We start from the raw sequence: 22,646 nt of genomic DNA on the forward strand, positions 1-22,646 counted from the left end.
CTCCGCACACTCCGACCTGCTAGCGCCCTGCGCCGCGTGTGTTCAGGTAGACCGCGTACAGCGAGGTCGTGGCGCAGATGAACAGGCGGTTGCGCTTGGCGCCGCCGAAGCAGACGTTGGACACCGTCTCGGGGATCCGCACCTTGCCGAGCAGCGCGCCGTCGCTCGCGTGGCAGTGCACGCCGTCGCCGGCGGACAGCCACAGGTTACCGTGCACGTCGACGCGGAAGCCGTCGTACACGCCCACCGGGCAGGTCGCGAACACCTCGCCGCCGGTCAGCGCGCCATTCGCGCTGACGCGGAACTTGCGCACGTGGTGCGGGCCGTCCTTCGCGTGCGTCGCGCCGGTGTCGGCGATGTACAGCAGCGACTCGTCCGGCGAGAAGGCGAGGCCGTTGGGCTGCACGAAGTCGTCCGCGACGACCGTCAGCGCACCGGAGACCGGGTCGAGGCGGTAGACGCGCTGCGCGCCCTGCTCGCTCGGCGACGCGTCGCCTTCGTAGTCGCTGTCGATGCCGTAGCTCGGGTCGGTGAACCAGATGCTGCCGTCGGACTTCACGACCACGTCGTTCGGCGAGTTCAGCCGCTTGCCCTCGAAATGCGACGCGAGCACCGTGCGCGAGCCGTCGTGCTCGGTGCGCGAGACGCAGCGGCCGCGGTGCTCGCACGAGACGAGGCGGCCCTGCAGGTCGACGGTGTGGCCGTTGGCGTTCATCGCGGGCTGGCGGAACACCGAGACCGAGCCGTCGGTGTCGTCCCAGCGCATCATGCGGTCGTTCGGGATGTCCGACCAGACGAGGTAGCGCCCCGCCGCGAACCACGCCGGCCCCTCCGCCCAGCGGCAGCCCGTGTACAGCTTGTCGACGTGCACGTGCGGGAGCGCGAGCTTGCGGAAGCGCGGGTCGATCACCTGGAAGCTCGGGGTCAGCTCGATGACCATCGGGTTCTCCTCCTTCACTCCAGGCGCCTGCGGTCTTCAATCCAGATGCCTGCGGCCGCGACTGTAGACCAGCAGCGTCGCGATGGTCACGACGCGTGAATGACCTGCCGGTCCATCTGCGGGATCTGCATCACTCACAGGAAGGGCTGAAGCAGCGAGATCAGGACCAACCCGGAGCGCGCCCCGGCTGGCGTCACGGCTTCAGGAGATCGCGCGCCACGGACGCGTGCGCGCCGCGCGGGTGGCGCTTCAGGTAAAGCTCGGCGGTCGGCCGCGCCGCCGCCCGGCCGCCGGTGCGCTCGACCGCGACCATCTTGCGGCCGAGCGCCTCGGCCGCGAAGGGGCCGCCGGGCGACTCGGCGAGGTACGTGTCGTACCAGGGCACGGCCGCGCCGGGCGAGCCGCCGTCGTCGACCATGCGCCCGAGCAGGAAGGCCGCTGCCTTGCCGTGGCTCGTCCCGGGGAACCGCTTGCGCGTCGCGGTGAGCGCGCGCTGCGCGACGTCGCCGCGCCGCGCGTACCGCGCCGCGTCCGCCAGCGCCACGAGGTCGTCGAGCGAGCCCCGCTCGAGCACCCCGCCGAGGCCGCGCTGCTCCGCCTCGGCCAGGACCGACCCGAAATCGCCCGCCGCCACGCGCTTCGCCCAGCTCGGCCCCGCGGCCGCGCCGTCCGCCGGCGCGCCGTCGGCCCGGGAGCCCTCCGGCCGCGCGGCCCCGACGTCCTCCTCCGATTCCCCTCCCACTCCGGCCGCGGTCGCGCCGCCCGGCCCGCTCGCCTTCTCCTCCGCGTCCGGCGCCGCCGCCGTCGCGGACGACGGCCCTCCCTCCGCCGGCCCCTCCGCGCCCGCGGCGTCGAGGCTCGAGATCTGCACGGCGCCCTCGCGCAGCCGCGCCACGAGCCGCTGACCCGCGCGGAGCGGCAGCCCGTCGGGCGCGAGCGGCCCGCGCACCGTCACGCTCCCCTCGCGCAGATCGACGCGCAGCGTGCCGTCCCCGCGCGTCCAGGTCACGTCGAACTCCGTGCCGGTGACCAGCACCGCGAACGGCCCGGCCTCGACCGACCAGCGCGCCTTCGGCCGCGGCGTCACGCGCAGCGACGCGCGGCCGTCCTCGAGCAGCATGCGCGCCCCGGTCGCGTCGACCTCCGCCACGCGCAGCGCGCTGCCCGGCGCGAGCGCGACCGTGGTGCCGTCCGTGAAGCGGAGCCGGGCCTCCTCGCCCGCCGCCGCGGCGATGTACCCGCCCGCGGCGCCGGCCACGCCCTCGACCGCGTAGTCGAGCCGCCGCGCCGGCCAGAGCGCCACGAGCGCGACAGCGAGCGCCACGGCGCCGGCGAGCGCGAACCCCCACCGCGGCCGCTCCCCCGACGCGGGCCAGAGCCCGACAGCCCGCAGCCAGGCCCCGAGGCGGCCCAGCGCCCCGCCGCCGCGCAGGGCTGCCCCGCGGCTCACGGCCTCCACGAAGCGGGCCCGCTCGGCGGCGTCGTGCGCCGCGTCGACGTCCACGGGGACGCCCTCGCGCGCGAGGTCGGCGAGACGGCTCAACTTCTCCGCTTCATTCATCGTGGACTCCTGGCAGATCGAGCGCTTGCGGGGCCTTCGTGAGGTAGGCCGAGAGCGCGGGATCGCGCTGCGCGGCGGTGAGGATCCGGTGCGACGCGCGCGCCAGGTGGCGCTTCGTCGTGGCCAGGGAGCACCCGAGCGCGGCGGCGATCTCGGTGAGCTCCAGACCCTCGATGAACCGGAGGACGAAGAGCGTCCGGGACCGGTCGTCCACCTGGTCGAGGATGAGGTAGAGCCGGGCCAGCGCCGCGCGCCCCTGCGGGTCCTGCTGCGCGCCGCCGACCTCCGGGAGCTCGCCCGACGACGAGAGCGTGAGCCAGCGCCGCAGGCGCCGGCGCCGCAGCTCGCCGCGCGCGACGCGCACCGCGATGCCGACGATGAAGCTCGAGAGCAGCGACGGATCCCGCAGATCCTTCGCCACCCGGAAGAAGCGCAGGAAGGTGTCCTGCACGTGGTCGTCGACCTCGTCGCCCGGCCCCAGGGTGCGCTTCAGGATCCGGCGCACGAGCGGCGCGAACCGCTGCCACACGACCGGCGCGGCCCCCGGGTGCCCCTGCGCCGCGGCGCGCGCCAGCGTCTCGTCGTCGGTCGCGGACAGCGGCATCGCCTGCACGCTCCCCCCGTGCGCGGAGGGAGCGACCGCTGTCAAGGGCGGGACGGTCGACCGACGGCCTCGGATCACGCCCAGCAGTGTTCTCCAGAGGTCCGCCGCGGCTCAAGAATCGGCACGCCCGAGCGCCGGAGGAGCTCGAGACAGGGCACGAGAAGGAACATCGATGTGATGTGAGCGATGCTACATATTTCCGCCGCCGGCGGCTCTCGACGCGCCGTCAAACGCCGTCACGGGGGGTTTCGTATCGGTTGTACCATGTAGGTATGACGACACCCGGCGCGGCTGAGGCCGCCGGATCCGAGAGCCCGCTGCAGGGCTACGCCGCGGACGCCATCCTCCACGAGGGGACCGTGATCACCGTGCGCCGCGCGCGCCGCGCGTCGGACGGGCAGCCGGTCGTGCTGAAGGGGCCGAGCGCCGGGCGGGCGTCGCCCCGCGCGATCGCGAGGCTCCGCCACGAGCACGTGATCACGCGCGAGATCGCGCATTCGGGCGTCCTGCGCGTCCTCGACGTCGAGGAGAGCGACGGGGGGCCCGTGCTCGTCCTGGAGGACTTCGGCGGCGCGTCGCTCGACACCCTCCTGCGGGGCGAGCGGCTCAGCCTGGCCACGACCCTGCGGATCGGCATCCACGTCGCGGACGCCCTCGCGTCGCTGCACCACGCGGGCATCATTCACAAGGACGTCAAGCCGCACAACATCCTCGTCCGCCTCGATCCGCTGGTGGTCAAGCTCTCCGACTTCGGGATCGCGACGCGCCTGTCCCAGGAGGCGCCGAGGGCCGAGAACCCGGGCGCCGCGGAGGGGACCCTGGCGTACATGTCGCCCGAGCAGACGGGCTGGATGAACCGCAGCCTCGACTGCCGGACGGACCTCTACTCCCTGGGCGTCACCCTCTACGAGATGCTCACGGGCGCTCCCCCGTTCACAGCGCCGAGCGCCATGGAGCTCGTGCACTGCCATCTGGCCAGGACGCCGACGCCGCCGCACGCCGCGTCGGCCGAGATCCCGCGCGTCGTCTCCGATCTCGTCATGAAGCTCCTCTCCAAGGCCGCCGAGGATCGGTATCCGTGCGCCGAGGCGCTGCGCGCCGATCTCGAGGAGTGCCTCCGGAGGTACGAGGCCGACGGCCGCGTCGATCCTTTCCCGCTCGGCGAGCGCGACGCGGGCGGCCGGCTCTGGCTGCCGGAGAAGCTCTACGGGCGCGAGGCGGCGACGCAGGCGGTCGTGGCCGCGTGCGAGCGCGCGGCGGCCGGCGCCGTCGAGCTGTTCCTCATCTCCGGCCACGCCGGTGTCGGCAAGTCCGCCCTCGTCCGCGAGGTCTACAAGGTGCTCGCGGGGCGGCCCGGGTACTTCGTCTCGGGGAAGTTCGGCCAGCTCAAGCAGCGCACCCCCTACGCGGCCATCGCGCAGGCGTTCGGCGAGCTGTGCGAGCGCATCCTGTCGGAGGGCGACGAGTCCGTGGCGCGCTGGAAGGCCCGGCTGAGCGCCGCGCTCGGTGCGCTCGGGCAGGTCGTCGTCGATGTGATCCCCGAGCTCGAGCGCGTCGTCGGACCCCAGCCCGCCGCGCAGCCGCTCGGGCCGAACGAGTCGAAGAACCGCTTCAGCCTGGCGTTCCAGACCTTCGTCCGCGCCGTCACGGAGGAGCACCTCCTCGTGCTCTTCATCGACGATCTCCAGTGGGCCGACCCGGCCTCGCTGAAGCTCCTCGAGCTCCTGATGACCGATCCCGACGGCCGCGGGATGCTCGTGATCGGCGCCTACCGCGACCAGGAAATCGACGACGCCCACCCGCTGGCGAGGCTCGTCCGCGACCTGCGGGCGGCTGGCGCGCCCGCCACCGAGGTGTGGCTCGGGCCGCTGGAGCTCGAGGACATCCGCCGGCTCCTCGCCGACGCCCTGCGCTGTCGCCTCGAGGACACGGACGCCTTCGCGGCGCTGATCCTGGAGAGGACCGCGGGCAACCCGTTCTTCATCCACCAGCTCCTGCACGCCCTCGCCGGCGAGGGGATCGTGCGCTTCGATCCGGCCGCGGGGGCGTGGGCGTGGAGCCTCGAGCGCGCCCGGAGCGCAGAGGGCGCGGAGGGCGTCGTCGAGCTGATGGCCGCGAAGATCCGGCGGCTCGCGCCCGGCGCGCAGCGCGCCCTCCAGCTCGCCGCCTGCGTGGGCCACCGGTTCGACCTCCGGACGCTCGCGCTCGCCGCCGAGCAGCCCCCGGGCGAGGTGGCCGCAGCCCTCTGGCAGGCCCTGCGGCAGGGCCTCGTCGTGCCCCTCGATGCCGAGTACCGCTTCGTCCACGCCGGCGACGCGGCGGTCGCGGGCAGGCTGCTCGAGGACCCCTCGTTCCGCGTCTCGTACCGGTTCCTGCACGATCGCGTCCAGCAGGCGGCCTACGCGCTCATCGACGAGCCGGAGCGGAAGCGGCTGCACCACCGCATCGGCCGGCTGCTCGCGGCGAGCCTCGGCGAGGACCCGAGCGACGAGGAGCTGTTCGTCGTCGTCGGCCACCTGAACGTCGCGGCGGCCCTGATCGAGGGCGCGGCGGAGCGCGGCGAGCTCGTGCGGCTCAACGTGGCCGCGGGGCGGCGCGCGCAGGCGGCGACCGCGTACGACGCCGCGTTCGGCTACCTGAGCGCCGCGGTGTCCGCGCTCGGCCCGGATCCATGGGCCGGCGAGCCGGGGCTCGCCTCCGACGTCTTCGACATCTTCGACATCCATGCCGCGAAGGCCGAGTGCGCGTACCTGAGCGGCCGCTGCGACGAGGCGGAGGCGCTCTTCGACGCCCTCCTCGAGCGCACCGCTTCGGACGTCCAGCGCGCGCGCGTCTACTGCACGCGGATGGTCCTCTACAACGCGCAGCACCGCTGGGCGGACACGCTCGCGGTGGCGCTCCAGGGCCTGCGCCTCTTCGGCATGGAGGTGCCCACCGAGGGCGAGGCGCTCGCCGCCGCGCTCCGCGCGGAGCTCGCCGAGGCCGAGCGCGGCTTCGCCGCCCGGCGGGGCGAGGACGTCGGCGCGGGCCCGGAGCTCGCCGATCCGCGCGTCAGGGCCGTGGTGGAGATGCTCGGCTACGGCTCGCCGTCGGCGTATTTCCTCAACCCGCCGCTGGCCCAGCTCCTCGCCGTCAAGATGACGAACCTGTCGCTCCGGCACGGGAACTCGCCGATGGCCAGCGTGGCGTACTCGTACCACGGCTTCTACCTGGCCGCCTTCTGGGGCCAGCCGCACGAGGGCTACAGGATCGTGCGGATGGGCGTCGCCCTGAACGACAGGTACCGGGTCGATGCCATCCGGGCGAAGCTCGACTTCAACCACGGGGTCGTCATGAACCACTCGAGGCCGCAGCGCGAGGCGCTCGAGGTCCTCCAGCGGGCGCGGGTCGCCGGGATGGAGACCGGCGACTTCATGTTCGCGTCGGCGTCCTCCAACATCGTCGCCCAGATGAAGCTCAGCCTGGAAGGCGAGCTCCGGCGCGTGCGCGAGGACGTCGGCGGGTTCCTGCGCTTCACCTCCCGCACGAAGGACGCGCTGTCGACGGCGGTCCAGACCGTCGCGCGGCAGGTGATCCAGAACCTCGAGGGGCGCACGCTGGACCGCGGCACGCTGAGCGACGCCGGCTTCGACGAGGACGCCCTCGTGCCGAAGCTCGAGGCGGTGGGCTTCTCGATCGTCGCCGGCTTCTACTACACGAACAAGCTCGCGCTCGCGTACCTCTACGGCGATCACGAGGGCGCGCTCCGGATGGCGCGCCGCGCGCACGAGCGGGCCCGCGCCCTGACGGGCCAGTACATCGGCATCGTCGATCTGCCGCTCTACACCTGCCTCACCATCCTGGCGCTCGGCCCTCGGGCGAGCGAGGAGGAGGGCGGCGCGCTGGCCGAGTTGCTCGCGTCGAGCCACGACAAGCTCGCCGTCCTCGCGCGGGACTGCCCCGAGCTCCGGCACCTGGAGCAGCTCGTCCGGGCGGAGCGCGCGCGCGTCGCCGGGGAGGCGCTGGAGCCGATCCTCGAGCTCTACCAGCAGGCGAGCGACGCGGCGGAGCGGGCGGGGTACGTGCGCTACCGCGCGCTCGTCAGCGAGCTCTGCGGCAGGTTCCTCGCCGCGAGGCGCATGCCGTGGCTCGCGCGGTCGTGCCTCGTCGATGCCTACCAGGCCTACGCGCGCTGGGGCGCCACGGCCAAGCTGCGGCAGATGGAGGAGGCGTACGTCGAGCTGCTCCCCCGCGCGGCGGCGGACCAGCCCGCGTCCGCGGGCGTCCTGTCGAACCTGACCTCGGTCGCCTCGTCGACGACCGAGATGATCGCGCGGCGCGTGGCGCTGCTCGACGCGGCGGCGCTGATCCGCGCCGCGCAGGCGGTGGCGCGCGAGATCGATCTCGGCCGCGTGATGACGCGGCTGCTCCGGCTCGCCATCGAGAGCGTCGGCGCCCAGCGGGGCGCGCTGATCCTGGACCACGAGGGCGGGCCGCGCGTGGAGGCCGTCGTCGAGGACGACGGCGAGGTGCGCGTCGGCCCGTCCACGCCCGTGCGCGAGAGCGGCGCCGCGGCAGCCCGGGTGATCGAGCTCGCGATGAGCACCGGGGGCGCCGTCGTCGTGGCCGACGCCGCGCAGGACGCGCGGCTCGATGGCGACCCGTACGTCGCGGCGCGCGCGCCGCGATCGGTGCTCGCGCTGCCGATGGTGAGCCAGGGGGAGGTCTCGGGCATCCTCTATCTGGAGAACAACGCCGCGCCCGACGTGTTCTCGCCCGCCCGCCTCGACGTGCTCGAGCTCGTCGCCGCGCAGGCCGCCATCGCCGTGAAGAACGCGCTGCTCTACGCGCGCGTCCAGGCGGCGAGCGACGAGCTCCGCCGCGCCAACGACGCGCTCGAGGCGGCCGTCGCCGCCCGCACCGCGGAGCTCTCCTCGGCGAAGGCGCAGCTCGAGGACGAGCTCGCCGAGCGGGCGCGCGCCGAGCAGGAGCGCGCCGGCCTGCAGGAGGACCTCATCCGCATGCAGCGCGAGCGGCTCGCGGAGCTGTCGACGCCGCTCATCCCGATCACCGACCGGATCATGGTCATGCCGCTCATCGGGACCGTGGACGCGCAGCGCGCGGACGAGGCGCTCGCCGCGGCGCTCCGCGGCGTGTCGGAGACGGGGGCCCAGGTCGTCATCCTGGACATCACGGGCGTGCGGGGCGTGGACAGCGGCGTCGCCGCGACGCTCCTGCGCACCGCGACGGCGCTGCGCCTGCTCGGCGCCGAGGCGGTGATCACCGGGATCGGCCCCCACGTCTCGCAGACGCTGGTCGGCCTCGGGATCGATCTCGGCGGGACCGTCGTCCAGGGGACGCTCCAGCGCGGGATCGCCTACGCGATCCGGAGGACCGGCGAGGCGCCGCGGCTGACGAGGGCGGCGTCCCGCGACAAGCCGCGCTGAGCGCGGCGCGGCTTGCGGGCGTGGTTCCACGCCCCAGGGATCCGGAGAGAGAGCTCAACGCCAAGGCGCAAAGTCGCAAAGACGCAAAGACGCAAAAAAAAGAGAGCAATTCCGCGCATTTTTGCGCCTTTGCGCCCTGGCGTCTTTGCGTTGAGATCTCTCTCCGCTCGACAGCCCCGGCACGATTCCTGACCCGAGCTACTGGCGACGCGTCGCGGCTCGCCAGCGCGGCGTCCGGCGGCCGCCGCCGGGGGCGGTTCAGTTGGCGAGCTTGTTTTCCTCGCGCGGGCCGAAGATCGCTTCCCAGTTGGAGCGGTAGGTGTCGGTCGCGACCTGCGCGGGGCCGGAGCGCGGCGCCTCGGCCCCGCGCTGCGCCGGGAGGAGCACCTCCACGTCGAAGAGCCGGGCGTGCTCGGAGCGCTGCGTCAGCTTCACGAGCTCTCCGGCCAGCGGGCGCCCGTGCTCGGTGGGGCGCAGCTCGCCGATCTCGATCCGGTCCTCGCGGCTCCGGATCACCCGGAAGCCCTCTCCCTGCTCGACGGGGCTGTGGATGAAGACGACGTCCTGAGTCGCGGCCGGCGCGGGCGTGTCGTGTTTCTGCGGCGGCTCGTCCTTGCCCATCCCCGGGAGTTTCCCACGTTTGCCCCCTGGCGCGCCAGGCGAAGCGAGCGGTCGATCCACGCCGCGCCCGCGTGCCGCCGGGCGTCTCGCCGCGCGTCGCCGCGCGTCGCCGCGCGTCGCCGTCGCCGCGTGGCTCGCCGCGCCGCGCCGCGCGCCGTCGCCCCCGCGTCGCGCTCCAAATTTGGCCAGCGCGGGGCTTAGGCCGTACTGCCGGCCAGTGGGCCCTCTGCACCGCGGAGGTCCCGCGATGGCGGACGCGGCTTCGCGGCGAAGGCGGAGGAATGGGCGTATGAACGTTCGAGGCGCAGAGGGAGATGGCGTTCGCAAGGCGCCGGAATCCTTGGAGAGAGATCGCGAGGCCGGCGCGGAGCGGCGCGCCGGCGCCGGCCAGCGGGTCCGCATCGAGGCGCTCGTCGCGGTCGGCGAGACGTCGGGCGGCGGCTTCGAGGCCGAGTCGATCGACATGTCCCCGGAGGGGATGCGCCTGCGGACGGCATACCTGCCGCGGGTCGGCGACGCGCTGATCTGCCGGTTCGACGGGCTCGGCAAGGAGCTGGTCGTCGAGGGCGAGGTCTGCTGGCGCGCCGAGCAGGCCCGCGGCGGCGAGTTCGGCCTCCGCTTCACCGGCCTCGACGCCGAGGCCGAGGAGGCCGTGCGCGCGATGTGCTCGTCCATGGATGCGGGCGCCGCGCCGACGCTCACCGTCGCCGCGGGCGCGGCGCCGGCCGCGATGGAGACGGCGCAGCGGGGCGCGCGCGTGCGGCTCCACATCGACGGCCTGGGCTCGCCCATGAAGGCGCGCGTGCGCGCCGGCGGCCCCGACGACCTCGAGGTCGGATCGAACCTGGAGTTCCTCAAGGTGGGCCGCTCCCTCGAGCTGGAGGAGGTCGAGCAGGGCACGCGCCGCGAGGCGTACATCGACCACGTGAAGGTCGAGGTCGACCCGGCGACGAGCGTGCCGCAGCTCGTCGTCACGCTGCGCTACGAGGCCCCCCGCGCCGCCAGGGCGTCGCGGCCGCGGGCGTCGTCCGAGAGCCTGCCCCCGGCGAGGCCGGCGGCGCTCGAGGCCGGCGCGCCCGGGCGGGCGTCGTCGGCGTCGGTGCCGCCGCAGGGCGAGGGCGCACCCGGGCGGGCGTCGTCGGCGCCAGCGCCGGCGCGCGACCAGGGCGAGCGCGCCCAGGCCCGGCCGTCCTCGGCGCCCCCGCAGGGCGAGCGCGCGCAGGCGCGGGCGTCGTCGGCGCCAGCGCCTTCGCGCGACCAGGGCGAGCGCGTGCAGGCGGGCGCGGGCGGCGGCGCGGCGGCCGAGGGCGAGGACGATCACGACGGCGACATCTCGCCGGCGCCCTCGGCGAGCGAGGCGCGCGCGGCGGACGCGGCGCCGCCGTCGCAGGACGCGGCGCCGGCCTCCGCGGCGGACGCGTCGGAGGAGGCGGGCGCGGCGCCGGCGTCCGGTGCGGAGCCGAGCCGGCTGCGCGACGTCGGCGACAAGGCCGCCAGGGCGGGCAGGGCGGTGGCGGGGAAGATCGCGCCCGCGCTCGCCGGCGCCGGGGCGCGCGCGGCCACGGCGATGGCCGGCATGGTGGCGAGGATCAAGGCGCGGCGCGAGGCGCGCGCGGCGGGCGAGGAGGACGGGTCGACGAAGGACGGCCCGCGCCGCAAGACGGCGCCGCCGCCGGCCGGCGCGCTGAAGACCGGCAGGCGCCGGGTGGTGCGCGAGGAGGCCGAGGAGGCGGGGGGCGAGGCGTCGGAGCCGCCGCGCTTCAACAAGAAGGCCGCCGCGGTCGGGAGCTTCCTTGGGCTGGCGGCGGTGCTCGTGGTGTTCGGCGCGGCGCGCCTGATCGGCGGCCTGGGCGGCGGCGACGCGCCGACCGCCGGGGCCCCTGCGGCCGCCGAGGGGGCGCCGGCGCTGCCGGCGTCGTCGGGCGCGCCTGCCCTGCCGGCGGCCACCGCGCCGGCGGCCGCGCCGGGCGGCGTGCTGACCGCGAACGTCCCGCTGTTCGGCGCGACGCCGCTGTCGACGACCGAGCCGGTGCCGCCGACGCCGCCGGCCGATCCGAGCGCGCTGGCCGGCGACCCGCTCGCGCAGCAGGCCGCGGCGGTCCCTGGCGGTCCCGGCGACGACGATGACGCGGAGGCGGACGACGACGAGCAGGAGAGCCCGCGCGAGTGGGGCCAGGGGACCGTCAGGAACCCCGTCGTGCTCAAGCTGAAGATGGACGGCCCCGTCAGCGAGCTGAACGGCGCCGCCGGCGCGATGGGCTTCACGGTGTCGCTCCCCGACCGGCGCGCGCTGTCCTCGGGCAGCGGCCTCGCCCGCAAGGACAAGCGCATCGCGTCGGTGCGCGTGGTCAACACGCCGCACGGCGCGGAGATCACCCTGCAGTTCAAGGACGGCGTGCCCGCCTACAAGGCGAAGGCGCGCGGCGATCGACTGGAGATCTCGCTGGGCCGCGACGAGCCGAAGAAGGTCGCGTCCAAGTCGAAGTCCAAGAAGGACGACGACAAGAAGAAGAAGGGCGAGAAGGGGAGCGACAAGAAGGACAAGGCGCGCTGAGGGCGAGGCGCTCGCGCAGCGCCGCTCGGAGCGTCGCTCGTGACCCAGCCGCGGAGCGTTCGAAGGAACGCCTCGCGGCTGTGTCGTTTGCGTCGCGGCGCGCGCCCGTGGCGCCGGATGCTCGCGTACTCGGGACCGCGCGACGAACACCCCCGCGGAGGGCCGGGCAGCTCTAGATGGATCCCCCCGGCCCCACCGGCGGCGGAATCGACCACTCCGCGCTGTCCGACAGCGTGGGCTCCGCCTCCTCCGCCGCGCTCCCGAAGAAATCCGCGACGTCGTGCCGCCGCGCCTCCGCGTCCGCCCGCCCGAGCTCGATGAGCTTCCGCGTGAACGACCCGTCGAACAGGAGATAGCTCGCGAGATCCGCGTCGTTCTCCGCCCCCACGTCGACCAGCGACAGGAGCCGCCGCATCATCGCCGGCCCGCCCTGCACCTTGCCCGCCTTCACGTGCTCCGCCGCCAGGCGCCCGAGATCCACGCTCGGCCGCACCACCAGCGTCTCCACGCGCCGGTACGGCAGCGCCCCGCGCTGCGCCGCGGCCGCGTTGATCGAGGGCAGGAAATCCGGGCCGAACGCCCGCTCGCCGTCCTCGATCATGTGGTTCACCCGCGTCAGCACCTCGAAATCGGTCTGGATGTGGTCGAGCAGGAACGCGTTCAGCACCTTGCCGAGCACCAGCGCCATCCCCGGCGGCTTGCCGCTGTCGCCCGCGTCGATGCTCCGCACCTCCCGCGACAGCCCGATCGCCAGCACGTGCGTCGCCCCCAGCCGCAGCGCCGGCGCGATCGGCGTGTTCTGCCGCACGCCGCCGTCCATGTACAGATCGCGCCCGATGCGCACCGGCGGGAACAGGATCGGGATCGCCGCCGACGCGAGCGCGTGCGGCGGGCCGATCAGCGCGCCCCGGATGATCGTCCGCGGCGGCGCCGTCGTCGGCAGCGCGCCGTCCGGGCCCGTCTGCATGAAGATCACCGTGCGCCCCGTCCCGATCTCCGTCGCGGACACGCTCACCGCCGACAGGTACCCGTGGCGCAGCGTGCGCGCGATCGCCCGCCACGGGATCTCGCGCTCGACGAGCCGCTGCATCGGCGAGACGTCGAACAGCCCCACGCCCTGCGACCCGCCGCCGAACAGGAGCTTCGGCAGCGAGATCGCCTGCCGCACCCCGAAGCCGAGCACCGTCTCCAGCTTGAGCTGCGTCCAGAGGTTCACGAGCCGCCGGATGCCCAGCGTCGCGTCGTCGAGGTGCGCCGCGAGGTAGCACGCGTTCACCGCGCCGACCGACGTCCCGCACAGGATGTCGATGCGCGGCGGCGCCCCGCGGAGGCGGGCGAACGCGTCGAGCACGTACGACAGCACGCCGACCTCGTAGGCGCCCCGCGCCCCGCCGCCCGAGAGGATCACCGCGACCTTGCGCCGCGGCTTCGTCCCTGTCCTTCCGCCGGTACCCGTCATGCCATCTCCCCGCGGCGGAGCGGGTCGTGCCCCGCCGCCGGACCCTCGGCCTCCGCGGCGAGGATGCGCCGCACCACGGTGCGCTCCAGGAACAGCGCTCGGAGCCGCGCGTCGCGGATGTAGCCCGCCACCTGGCGCACGTGCATCCCGGCGCGGTGGTAGGCGTCCCCCGCGCTCGCCGGCGCGCCCTTCTGCAGCGCCGCGCAGCAGAGGTCGCGCACCTCGATGCCGTACTCGGAGCTGCTCGCCTCGACCGCGCCGAGCGCCGTCCGCGCGAGCAGCACCCCGGTGTGCACCTCGCCCGCGTCCACCCGCGACGCCGCCTCGATCGCCGTCGCGTAGGCGTGGTAGCTCATCAGCCCCTGCGACTCGGCGAGCTGCCGCGCCTCGGAGGCGTTCGCGAGCGCCCCCTGGATGTCCCCGCGCGCCCTCGCGAGCAGGCCGCGCACGTTGCGCTCGTGGATCATGTCGTAGACGCTGCCGGTCATCGCGATGAGCGCGCTCGCGTCGGCGCAGAGCGCGTGCGCGGCGTCGACGTCCCCCGCCTCGAGCAGGATCCCCGCCGAGCAGAGGAGCGTGTCGGCCCGCGCATCCTGGTCGTCATAGCGCTCGTGCGCCTCCCGCGCCCGCTTCATGTACGCGAGGCTACGCTGCAGGTCGCCGAGCTTGGCGTACGCGTGGCCGATGTTGCTCAGCGTCTTCGCGATCTGGAATCGCCCCCCGATCGCGAGATCGATGGAGATCGACGAGAGCCCGACCGCGATCGCGTCCTCGAAGCGCTCCAGCACGAACATCGCCACCGCGAGCGAGTTCTTCGCGCGCGCCTCGCTGCGCCGCGCCCCCACCGCGCGGAACACCGCGATCGCCTCCGCGTAGGCCTCCACCGCCTCCTGCACGCGGCCGACCCGGCGCAGCAGCACCCCCTTCGTGCGCAGCACCTCCGCGCGCGCCCGCGGCGTCAGCCCGCCCGTGTGCGTCACGCGCAGCGCCCGGTCGGCCGCGCTGATCGCGCCCTGGACGTCGCCGAGCTCGCGCAGCACCTCGGACAGGATCGTCAGCGCCTCGACCTCGAGCGCGGGGCGGCGCGCGATGCGCGCGATCTCGGCGGCGCGCTGGGCCACCGGCAGGCCGCGCGCGAGGTGGCCGTCGTCGAGGTCGAGCCGCGCGGTGCGCACGAGCGCGAGCGCCGCCCAGCGCGCCTGCCCGCTCTCCTTCGCGAGCTGGCGCAGCGACGCGAGGTGCTTGCGCCGCTCGCGGCGGCGGCCGAGGTGGCGGAAGATCGCCTCCAGCGCCTCGTGCGCGATCATCCGGCGGGTGTCGCCGGTCGGCAGCAGCGACAGCGCGCGCTCGTAGTACCGGCGCGAGAGCTGCGCCTGGTGCCCCGCGCGCGCGGCCCGCGCCGCGTCGAGGTAGAGCTCCGCCGCCGGCCCCGGCGCCTCGCCGCGCGCGAGGTGCTGCGCCACGATCGCGGCCGAGAGCCCCTGCGCCAGCGGCGTCGTCGACAGGTGCTCGCCGAGCCGCCGGTGCATGCGCACGCGGCTCGCGCTGTCGAGCGCGAGGTAGGCGACGTCGCGCACGAGCGGGTGCCGGAAGTCCACCGCACCGGCGCGGCGATCGCACAGGCCGCGCGCGCAGAGGCGCGTCACCGCCTCGTCGTCCGCGAGCCGGGTCAGGTTCAGGATGTCGTCCTTGAGCAGCGGGCCCCCGGCGACCGCGAGCCAGTTCACGACGTCGTGCTCCGCGGGCGGCAGCTCGCGCAGGCGGTCGCCGATGAGCTGCTCCAGCGTCGACGGGAGCGGCTCGCCGCGGTCGCCGGTCCGGTCGTGGCGGACGAGCTCGTGCCGCCCGCCCGGGTGCTCGACGATCTCGAGCGTGCCCCGCTCGAGCAGCGCGTCGACCATCTCGAGCAGGAAGAACGGGTTGCCGGCGACGCGCGGCACGAGCTCGCCGCAGACGGCGGCCACGCCCTCGCGCACGCCGAGGCGCGCCTCCACGAGGCGCATCTGCTCCTCGGCGCTGAGCCCGCGGAGCTCGATCCGCACGAGCCCCTCGATGAACGGGGTCACGCGCTCCTCGGGGCGGGTGAGGAGCAGGACGAGGACCGGGAGCCGCTCCGAGCGCTGCTTCAAGAGCTCCGAGATGAGCTCCAGGCTCGGCCGATCGGCCCACTGGAGGCCGTCGATGACCACGACGAGCGGCTGGTGGCGCGCCAGCGAGCCGAGCAGGTACTTCACCCCGCGCGCCACCATGTCGCGGCCGTAGGCGGTGGCGTCCTCCTCGGGGTGCTCGACCTGCTTGCCCGTGACGAGCTCGGCGAGGCGCGTGACGAGGCGCGCCCCGAGCGGCGAGCGCGCGATCGGCCCGAGCAGCGCGCGGATGACGTGCGCCGCGTCGTCGATCGCGTGGTCGAGCCCCATCCCGGTCACGTCGCGGAGCACGTCGCACACCGTGGCGAGCGGCAGCTCGCTCTTCACCGGCGAGCACTCGACGTGCAGCACGCGCGCCTCGCCCGGCAGCTCCGAGAGGAACGTCGAGATGAGCGCGCTCTTGCCGATGCCCATCTCGCCGACGATGACGCGCGCCACCGACGTGCCGCGGAGCGCGCCGCCCAGCGGGCTGGGCGGCTTGCCCGACATGCTCGGCGGCGGGTCGCTCTCGCCGAAGCGCGGCGGGGGCTCGCTGAGCGCCTTCACCGGCGGCGAGACCGCCTTGTGGTAGGCCGCGTGCAGGTCGGCGCGCTCGGCGTCGCGCCCCACGAGATCGTTCGGCGAGAGCGCGATCTCGGCCATGCGCTCCTCGCGCGTCAGCGGGCGCTGCAGCGCGTAGAGCCGCATCTGGTGCGGGACCGGGTAGGCCTGCGCGTCGTCGAGGTCGAGCGACGGCGCGTCGCCCCAGCGGAAGTCGCGCCGGACGAGGCGGTAGACGCCGCCCGCGACCCACGTCTTGCCGAACGGGGTGCGGCTGCCGAGGCGCTCGGCGAGGAAGTTCGCGGGCTCCTTGAGCGCGTGGTTGATGAGGTGCCCCTGCTCGTCGCGCTCGCCGTACGCGATGCCGCGGACGATGCCGATCGCGGCGCGCAGCTCGACGGGCAGGTCCTCCGACGCGCCCGCGAGCGCCTCGTGCACGTCGACCGCGAGCGACGCGGCGTCGGCCGCGGCGCGCGACGGGTTGGCGAGCAGGCCGACGACGGCGCGCGCGCTCGCGTGCGACTCCCACGACCAGATCGCCCCGTGCTTGAAGGCGATCGCGTCGAGCGTCGTGCGGATCGAGCGCCCGCTGCGCCTGCCCGCGAGCCGCCCCTGCGCCCCGAGCAGCGCGTCGACGCCCTCGATGCGCATCGTCACCACGGCCACGTGGCGCACCTCGCGCACGACGCGCGGCGCGCCGGTGCCCTCGACGTCGCCGCCCGTGCGCGCGGCCGGCACCGCCGCGAGCGTCTGCGGCTGCGCCTCGGAGCCCGCGTCCTGCTCCTCTTCCTTGGCGCCCTCGGCGGCGTGCGCGCGCGCCTCCTGCTCGCGCTCGCGGCCGAGCAGGTGGCCCACGGTCTGCTCGACCGAGGCGTTGTCGACGAGCTCCTGCTTCGCGAGCAGCACGCGCGCGATCGCCCCCGCGAGGTCGCGCGCCGTCTGGAAGCGGTCCTCGGGCGCACCCGCCATGGCGCGCATCACGATCGCCTCGAGCTCCGCGGGGATGTCGGGCGCGTGCGCGGACGGGGGCTCGAAGAGGCCCTCCTTGACGGCCTGGAGCAGCGCCTCGTCGTCGAGCTTGCCGTACGGCGAGCGCATGGCGAGCAGCTCGTAGAGCACGACGCCGAGCGCGTAGATGTCGCTCCGCCGGTCGACGCGCTCGCCGCGCGCCTGCTCGGGCGACATGTACCCGAACTTGCCCTTCAGCACGCCGGGCTCCTCGCGGAAGAGGTTCGCGCTGGCGATGCCGAAGTCGGCGATCTTCACGACCCCCTCGAACGAGATCAGGATGTTCTGCGGCGAGACGTCGCGGTGGACGATCGCGAGCGGCATGCCGCCCTCGTCCTTGCGCTCGTGGGCGTAGTGCAGCCCCTTGGCCGCCTCGGACACGATGAACGCCGACACGAGCGGCGGGATCCGCGACTCCTTCTGCTGGGCGGCCCGCATCAGCTTGCCGAGGTCGAAGCCCTCGACGTACTCCATCGAGAGGAGCAGCCCGTCCTCGCCGTGGTCGGAGAACTCGTAGACCTGGACGATGTTCGGGTGGTTCAGGCGCGTCGCGAGGTGCGCCTCCTCGACGAACATCGCGCGGAAGCGCCGCGACGACCCGTGCGCGGGGAGGATCCGCTTGACGACGAGGAGCTTGTACGTCCCCTCGGCGCCGCGCTTCTTGGCGAGGAAGACCTCCGCCATGCCGCCAGCGCCGAGGCGGCGCTGGATCTCTAGGTCGGCGAGCTGAGACGGGTGCTTGGCCATGCAGCGAAGCGGCGCGCGGGCGCCGCGGCTGGGAGGCGCCGGGCGCGGTGGATCAGGGTGACCGAGGAGGTGAAGGACCGCGCGCGGCCCCCGATCCGTGGGAGGACTACGGGTTCACCCGCATGGTAGCGTCCCGCCCGCGTCTTCGGGGAGACAACCATGGTGGAAAGGCGAATCTTTCTGGGCGGGTCGGGGATCCGCACCGGGGGTGAGCCTGTCTGGGCGCCGCGCCGCCACGGTCGCGCCGCCGTCCACCGCCGGCCCTGAGTTTTCGCTTGCAAGGCGCCCCGGCGCGGCGCTTGCAGACGTGCAAACGCCTGCCTGCTGCCGCCGCCGAGCGCCGCGGCCTGCTGCCCCAGAGACACCCGCTGCTGCCCGAGAGGCACCGACTGCTGCCCGGGAGACAAAACCGATTGCCGGGAAAGCGGTCGTCTGTTAAAACGGATGCCGCGTCTGTGATGTGAGACGTCGGGCGTCCGACCCTGGGCCACTGGCACCTTCGGTGGTGGGGTCGCGTGCGTGCTTGCGTGCGCGCGCGCCTGAAAAACAAGAGGACTCGTAATGGACATTCGCGTGACAGAGGCGGACGTCGTCGTCGTGGGCGGCGGCAGCGCAGGCTCCACTGCGGCGGTGGAGGCGCAACAGCGGTTGCCTCGGGGGAGGGTCGTCCTCCTCGAAAAGGCGCATATCAAGCGGAGCGGTGCGATCGCGATCGGCATGGATGGCCTGAACAACGCGATCATCCCCGGTCACTCGACGCCGGAGCAGTACGTGAAGGAGATCACGGTGGCCAACGATGGCATCGTGAACCAGCGCGCCATCTACGAATATGCGCGGAACAGCTTCGCGATGATCCAGGAGCTCGACTCCTGGGGCGTGAAGTTCCAGAAGACGCGCTCGGGCGATTTCGACGTCAAGAAGGTCCACCACAACGGGAGCTATGTGCTCCCGATGCCGGAGGGCTACGATCTCAAGAAGATCCTCACCCGCATGGTCAAGCGCGCCGGGGTGCGCGTCGTCAACCGCGTCATGGCGACACGGATCCTCGTGTCGGACGGGCAGGTCGCCGGGGTGATGGGCTTCGACACGCGGGAGGGCCACATCGAGGTGATCAAGGCGAGGGCGGTGATCCTCTGCTGCGGCGCCTCCGGGCGGCTCGGGCTGCCGGCGTCAGGCTATCTCCACGGGACGTACGAGAACCCCTCGAACGCCGGAGACGGCTACTCGATGGCGTACCACGCGGGCGCCGAGCTCACCGGCATCGAGTGCTTCCAGATCAACCCGCTGATCAAGGACTACAACGGTCCGGCGTGCGCCTACGTGACCGGCCCGCTCGGCGGACACACGGTCAACGCGAAGGGGCACCGCTTCATCGAGAGCGATTACTGGAGCGGGCAGATGATGCTCGAGTTCTACCGGGAGCTCCACTCCGCGAACGGCCCTGTGTACCTGAAGCTCACCCACCTCGCGCAGGAGACGATCACCGAGGTCGAGCGGGTCCTCCACCAGACGGAGCGCCCGAGCCGCGGGCGCTTCCACGAGGGGAGGGGGCACAGCTACGCGAACGATCTCGTCGAGATGCACATCTCCGAGATCGGCCTGTGCAGCGGGCACAGCGCGTCGGGGGTGTGGGTCAACGAGAAGGGCGAGACCACCGTGCCCGGGCTCTACGCCGCCGGCGACATGGCGTGCGTGCCGCACAACTACCTGCTCGGCGCGCTCACCTACGGGAAGATCTGCGCCCAGAACGCGCTCGATTACCTCGATCGCACGCCCGCGATCGAGCCGCTCGCGTCCGCGGTCGACGCCGAGCGAGAGCGCATCCTCGCCCCGCTGTCCCGCAAGAGCGGGGTGGCGCCTCACCAGTACGAATACAAGGTGCGTCGCCTCGTGAACGATTACCTCCAGCCGCCCAAGACCGGCAACCGGATGACGCTCGGGCTCGAGTACTTCCTGCGGGCGAAGGACGAGCTCGAGGAGGTCACCGCCGCGAGCCCGCACGAGCTCATGCGGGTGATGGAGTGCCATTTCATCCGCGACTGCGCGGAGATGGCGGCGCGCGCCTCGCTGTTCAGGACCGAGAGCCGCTGGGGCCTCTACCACTATCGGCTCGATTTCCCCGAGATGGACGACCGTCGCTGGTTCGCGCACGTGAACCTGAAGAAGGACGAGGGCGGCGAGATGGTCGCCTTCAAGCGTCCGGTGGAGCCCTATCTCTTCCCGATCGACGACGGCGAGCGCAAGACATACCAGCAGCTGCGCATCCCCGCCGAGGAGCAGCGCGCGTCGCTCTGACGCGCCGAGAGGTCAATCCATGGGTCACCTTCCCAACAGAGAGTCCGTCAAGGCCCAGCGCGCGCGGACCGCGGGCAACGCCGAGGCCGTCGTCCGGTTCGATCTGCCGGTCGTGGTCGACGAGGCGTCCTGCATCAAGGGCTGCCGCATCTGCATCGACTCGTGCCCTGTCGACTGCATCGCCGTGAACCCGGAGACGGGCAAGGCGCACATGGCCTACGACGAGTGCTGGTATTGCCTCGCGTGCGAGATCGATTGCCCCAAAGAGGCCATCACCGTGAAGATCCCCTTTCTCATTCGTTGATGACGGAGCCGGAGACGACATGACCCATCCGTCCCTTGCGCAGGAGCTGGAGAGCGTCCTGCGCGATCCCGACCCCGGCGCGCGCCAGCTCGCGCTGACCCAGCTCGAGGACCTCTCGGATCCGGAGATCGTGCGCCCGCTCATCGAGGCCGTCCGCGACGAGGACCCCACCGTGCGGGCGCTCGCGCTCGGGCACCTCGAGGACCTCGGCGACCCCCGCGCGGTGCCGGCCGTCATCGGGGCGCTCGAGGACGAGGAGACCCACGTGCGCGAGGCGGCCGCCGCGGCGCTCCGCGAGTTCCGCGGGGCCGACGCCGCCACCCACCTGATTGACGCTATGCGTCATGGGCCGCCGTTCGCGCGGGTCTCGGTCATCGTGGCGCTCCGCGAGCTCCGCGATCCGCGGGCGCTCGCGCCCCTCGAGGGCGCGCTCGAGGACCCTGCGCCCGAGGTGCGGCGCGAGGCGGTCCTCACCCTGGCCTACCTGCGGCGGCCCGAGGCGGCGCCCGCGCTCCGGGCGCGCCTGCGGGATCCCGACGCGCAGGTGCGGCAGGTCGCCGTCGGCGCGATCGACGCGCTCGATCCGGCCGGCGCCCCCGCGCTCGTCCAGGATTTCATCGCGCTGCTCTCGGACCCCGACTGGCGGGTCCGCGTCGAGGCCGCCATCGTGCTCGGCCGCTCGGGGCACGGCCTCGCCGTGCCGCACCTCCGGAGCGCGCTCGACGACGGGGCCTGGCAGGTCCGGAAGGAGTCGGCGCTCGCGCTCGGGCGGCTCCGGGCCGCGCCGGCGGTGCCGGACCTGCTCCGGCTGCTCGGGAGCGATCTCCCGGATCTCCGCCGCGCCGCCGCCCAGGCGCTCGGCGAGCTCAAGGCGGCTGTCGCCGAGGCGCCGCTGCACCGGCTGCTCGGCGACACCGACGTCGAGGTGCGCAAGGCGGCGACCCGCGCGCTCGACGCCATCCGGGCGGGCGCCGGACGACATGAGACCTTCGCGAGGGACTGAGTCAATGATCCACGGTATTCGCGCGTTCCTGCTCCTCGCGGCGGTCCTCGTCGGCCTGTCGTGCAAGCCGGACGCGAAGCAGACGATCCGCATCGCCATCGGGACGCAGGACACGACCATCAACTGCGCGACGGGCGGGCTCCTGATCCGGGAGCTCAAGCTGCTCGAGAAGCACCTGCCGAGGGACGGCAAATACAAGGACGTCACGTACGAGATCGAGTGGAAGGACTTCACCTCCGGGCCGCCGCTGACGACCGAGATGGTGGCCGAGAAGCTCGACATCGGCGCGATGGCCGACTTCCCCGGCGTGCTGAACGGCGTGGCGTTCCAGAAGCAGGGCAGCCGCAGCCTCTACATCGCCACGCTCTCCGGCAGCGCGCTGGGCAGCGGCAACGGCGTGGTCGTGCCCATCGACTCGCCGGCGCAGGGCCTGAAGGACCTCAAGGGCAAGCAGATCTCCGTCCCGTTCGGCTCGTCCGCGCACGGCATGCTGCTCCGGGCGATCCGCGATCTCGGCTGGGATCCGGACAGGGACGTCACGCTCGTCTCGCAGTCGCCCGAGGTCGGCGGCTCCTCGCTCAAGGCGGGGAAGATCGACGCGCACGCCGACTTCGTCCCGTTCGCGGAGCTGTTCCCGTTCCGCGGCTTCGCCCGGAAGATCTACGACGGATCCAGCGTGAAGGTGCCGACCGCGCACGGCGTGCTCGTGCGCGCGGCCTACGCCGAGAAGTACCCGGAGATCGTCGTGGCGTTCCTCAAGGCGGCGCTCGAGGCGGACCGCCTGTTCGCGGAGGAGCCCGAGAAGCACAGCGAGCTCATCGAGAAGGTGACCGGCGTGGACGCGGAGGTCGCCTACATGTTCCACGGCCCGCTCGGCATCCAGACGCGCGACTTCACGATCAAGCCCGAGGTCCGCCGCGCCCTCCAGGTGGCCGTGGACACGCTCACGCTGCTCAAGCGCACGGACACGACCCTCGACGTGGGCCAGTTCGTCGACGACCGCTACATCCGGCGCGCGGCCGAGGAGCTCGGGCTCGACTACGAGGCGCGGCTCGCGAGCTACGCGAAGCTCCCGCTGACCGGCGGCGACGCCGCGTCCGGCGAGCCCATCGCCGAGCCGACGCTCGCCGCGCAGATCTGGGTCGCGGGCGAGCCGAAGGTGCGCGCGTACCGGAGCCCGGCCTCCGCGCTCGCCGCGCTCGCGCAGCTCACGGCCGAGGGCAAGGAGATCCGCGTCGTCTTCGTCCACGATCGCGAGAGCGGGGTGAAGCTCCTGGCCGATCGCGCGTGGTACGCGCGGCGCCCCGACGGGAGCGTCTCCGCGTTCCTCGCGAAGGAGGACGCCGCGCGGTGGGCCGCCGAGAACGCCGCGGCGGTCGTCGATTTCGCGACGCTGCGAGGCGAGGCCGCGAAGCTCACGGCGGTGGCGCCGTGACG

12 protein-coding genes are annotated in these 22,646 nt (G+C 73.7%); 6 read left to right on the forward strand and 6 right to left on the reverse strand.

Annotation, left to right across the window (positions count from 1 at the left end; genetic code table 11):
- Window positions 1-19: 19 nt before the first annotated feature.
- The 3 genes from WME96_RS13765 to WME96_RS13775 all read right to left on the reverse strand — a co-directional run bounded on the left by WME96_RS13765 (window position 20) and on the right by WME96_RS13775 (window position 3,150).
- Window positions 20-940: an SMP-30/gluconolactonase/LRE family protein gene (locus WME96_RS13765; protein ID WP_437290585.1), complete on the reverse strand. Its 921-nt coding sequence runs from the start codon at window positions 938-940 to the stop codon at window positions 20-22.
- Window positions 941-1,133: 193 nt separating this feature from the next.
- Window positions 1,134-2,501, reverse strand: coding sequence for a FecR domain-containing protein (locus WME96_RS13770; protein WP_437290586.1), 1,368 nt, complete (start codon window positions 2,499-2,501; stop codon window positions 1,134-1,136).
- Entirely contained in the window at window positions 2,494-3,150 is a 657-nt protein-coding gene (locus WME96_RS13775; protein ID WP_437290587.1) for an RNA polymerase sigma factor, read from the reverse strand. Before WME96_RS13775 ends, WME96_RS13770 begins: the two co-directional genes overlap by 8 nt.
- 227 nt (window positions 3,151-3,377) lie before the next feature.
- Here WME96_RS13775 and WME96_RS13780 point away from each other — a divergent pair, with 227 nt between their 5' ends.
- On the forward strand, window positions 3,378-8,531 hold the full coding sequence (locus WME96_RS13780; protein WP_437290588.1) for an AAA family ATPase: 5,154 nt from the start codon (window positions 3,378-3,380) through the stop codon (window positions 8,529-8,531).
- Window positions 8,532-8,789: 258 nt separating this feature from the next.
- Here WME96_RS13780 and WME96_RS13785 read toward each other — a convergent pair whose 3' ends face one another.
- Window positions 8,790-9,152: a hypothetical protein gene (locus WME96_RS13785; RefSeq protein ID WP_437290589.1), complete on the reverse strand. Its 363-nt coding sequence runs from the start codon at window positions 9,150-9,152 to the stop codon at window positions 8,790-8,792.
- Between the two features lie 340 nt (window positions 9,153-9,492).
- On the opposite strand from WME96_RS13785, the gene WME96_RS13790 reads away from it, so the two are divergent.
- On the forward strand, window positions 9,493-11,706 hold the full coding sequence (locus WME96_RS13790) for a PilZ domain-containing protein (RefSeq protein WP_437290590.1): 2,214 nt from the start codon (window positions 9,493-9,495) through the stop codon (window positions 11,704-11,706).
- 172 nt (window positions 11,707-11,878) lie between these two features.
- Here the strand turns inward: WME96_RS13790 and WME96_RS13795 are convergent, their stop codons facing one another.
- Together WME96_RS13795 and WME96_RS13800 are read right to left on the reverse strand one after the other, a co-directional pair.
- Window positions 11,879-13,165, reverse strand: coding sequence for a patatin-like phospholipase family protein (locus WME96_RS13795; RefSeq protein WP_437290591.1), 1,287 nt, complete (start codon window positions 13,163-13,165; stop codon window positions 11,879-11,881).
- On the reverse strand, window positions 13,162-17,607 hold the full coding sequence (locus WME96_RS13800; protein WP_437290592.1) for a serine/threonine-protein kinase: 4,446 nt from the start codon (window positions 17,605-17,607) through the stop codon (window positions 13,162-13,164). The genes WME96_RS13795 and WME96_RS13800 overlap by 4 nt, the downstream gene beginning before the upstream one ends.
- A gap of 561 nt (window positions 17,608-18,168) precedes the next feature.
- Here WME96_RS13800 and WME96_RS13805 point away from each other — a divergent pair.
- From WME96_RS13805 to WME96_RS13820, 4 genes are read left to right on the forward strand one after another with little or no spacing between them, the layout of a single operon-like run.
- Entirely contained in the window at window positions 18,169-19,902 is a 1,734-nt protein-coding gene (locus WME96_RS13805) for a fumarate reductase/succinate dehydrogenase flavoprotein subunit (RefSeq protein WP_433935920.1), read from the forward strand.
- A 19-nt stretch (window positions 19,903-19,921) separates the two neighbouring features.
- Complete coding sequence (locus WME96_RS13810) at window positions 19,922-20,206, forward strand: 4Fe-4S dicluster domain-containing protein (RefSeq protein WP_433935921.1); 285 nt, start codon at window positions 19,922-19,924, stop codon at window positions 20,204-20,206.
- A gap of 19 nt (window positions 20,207-20,225) precedes the next feature.
- Window positions 20,226-21,209 (forward strand): HEAT repeat domain-containing protein, encoded by a 984-nt coding sequence (locus tag WME96_RS13815; RefSeq protein ID WP_437290593.1) that lies wholly within the window; start codon window positions 20,226-20,228, stop codon window positions 21,207-21,209.
- Between the two features lie 4 nt (window positions 21,210-21,213).
- Entirely contained in the window at window positions 21,214-22,644 is a 1,431-nt protein-coding gene (locus WME96_RS13820; RefSeq protein WP_437290594.1) for an ABC transporter substrate-binding protein, read from the forward strand.
- The last annotated feature ends 2 nt before the right edge of the window (window positions 22,645-22,646 follow it).

This window comes from Sorangium sp. So ce406, assembly GCF_051474675.1.
Classification (GTDB): Bacteria; Myxococcota_A; Polyangia; order Polyangiales; family Polyangiaceae; genus Sorangium; species Sorangium cellulosum_G.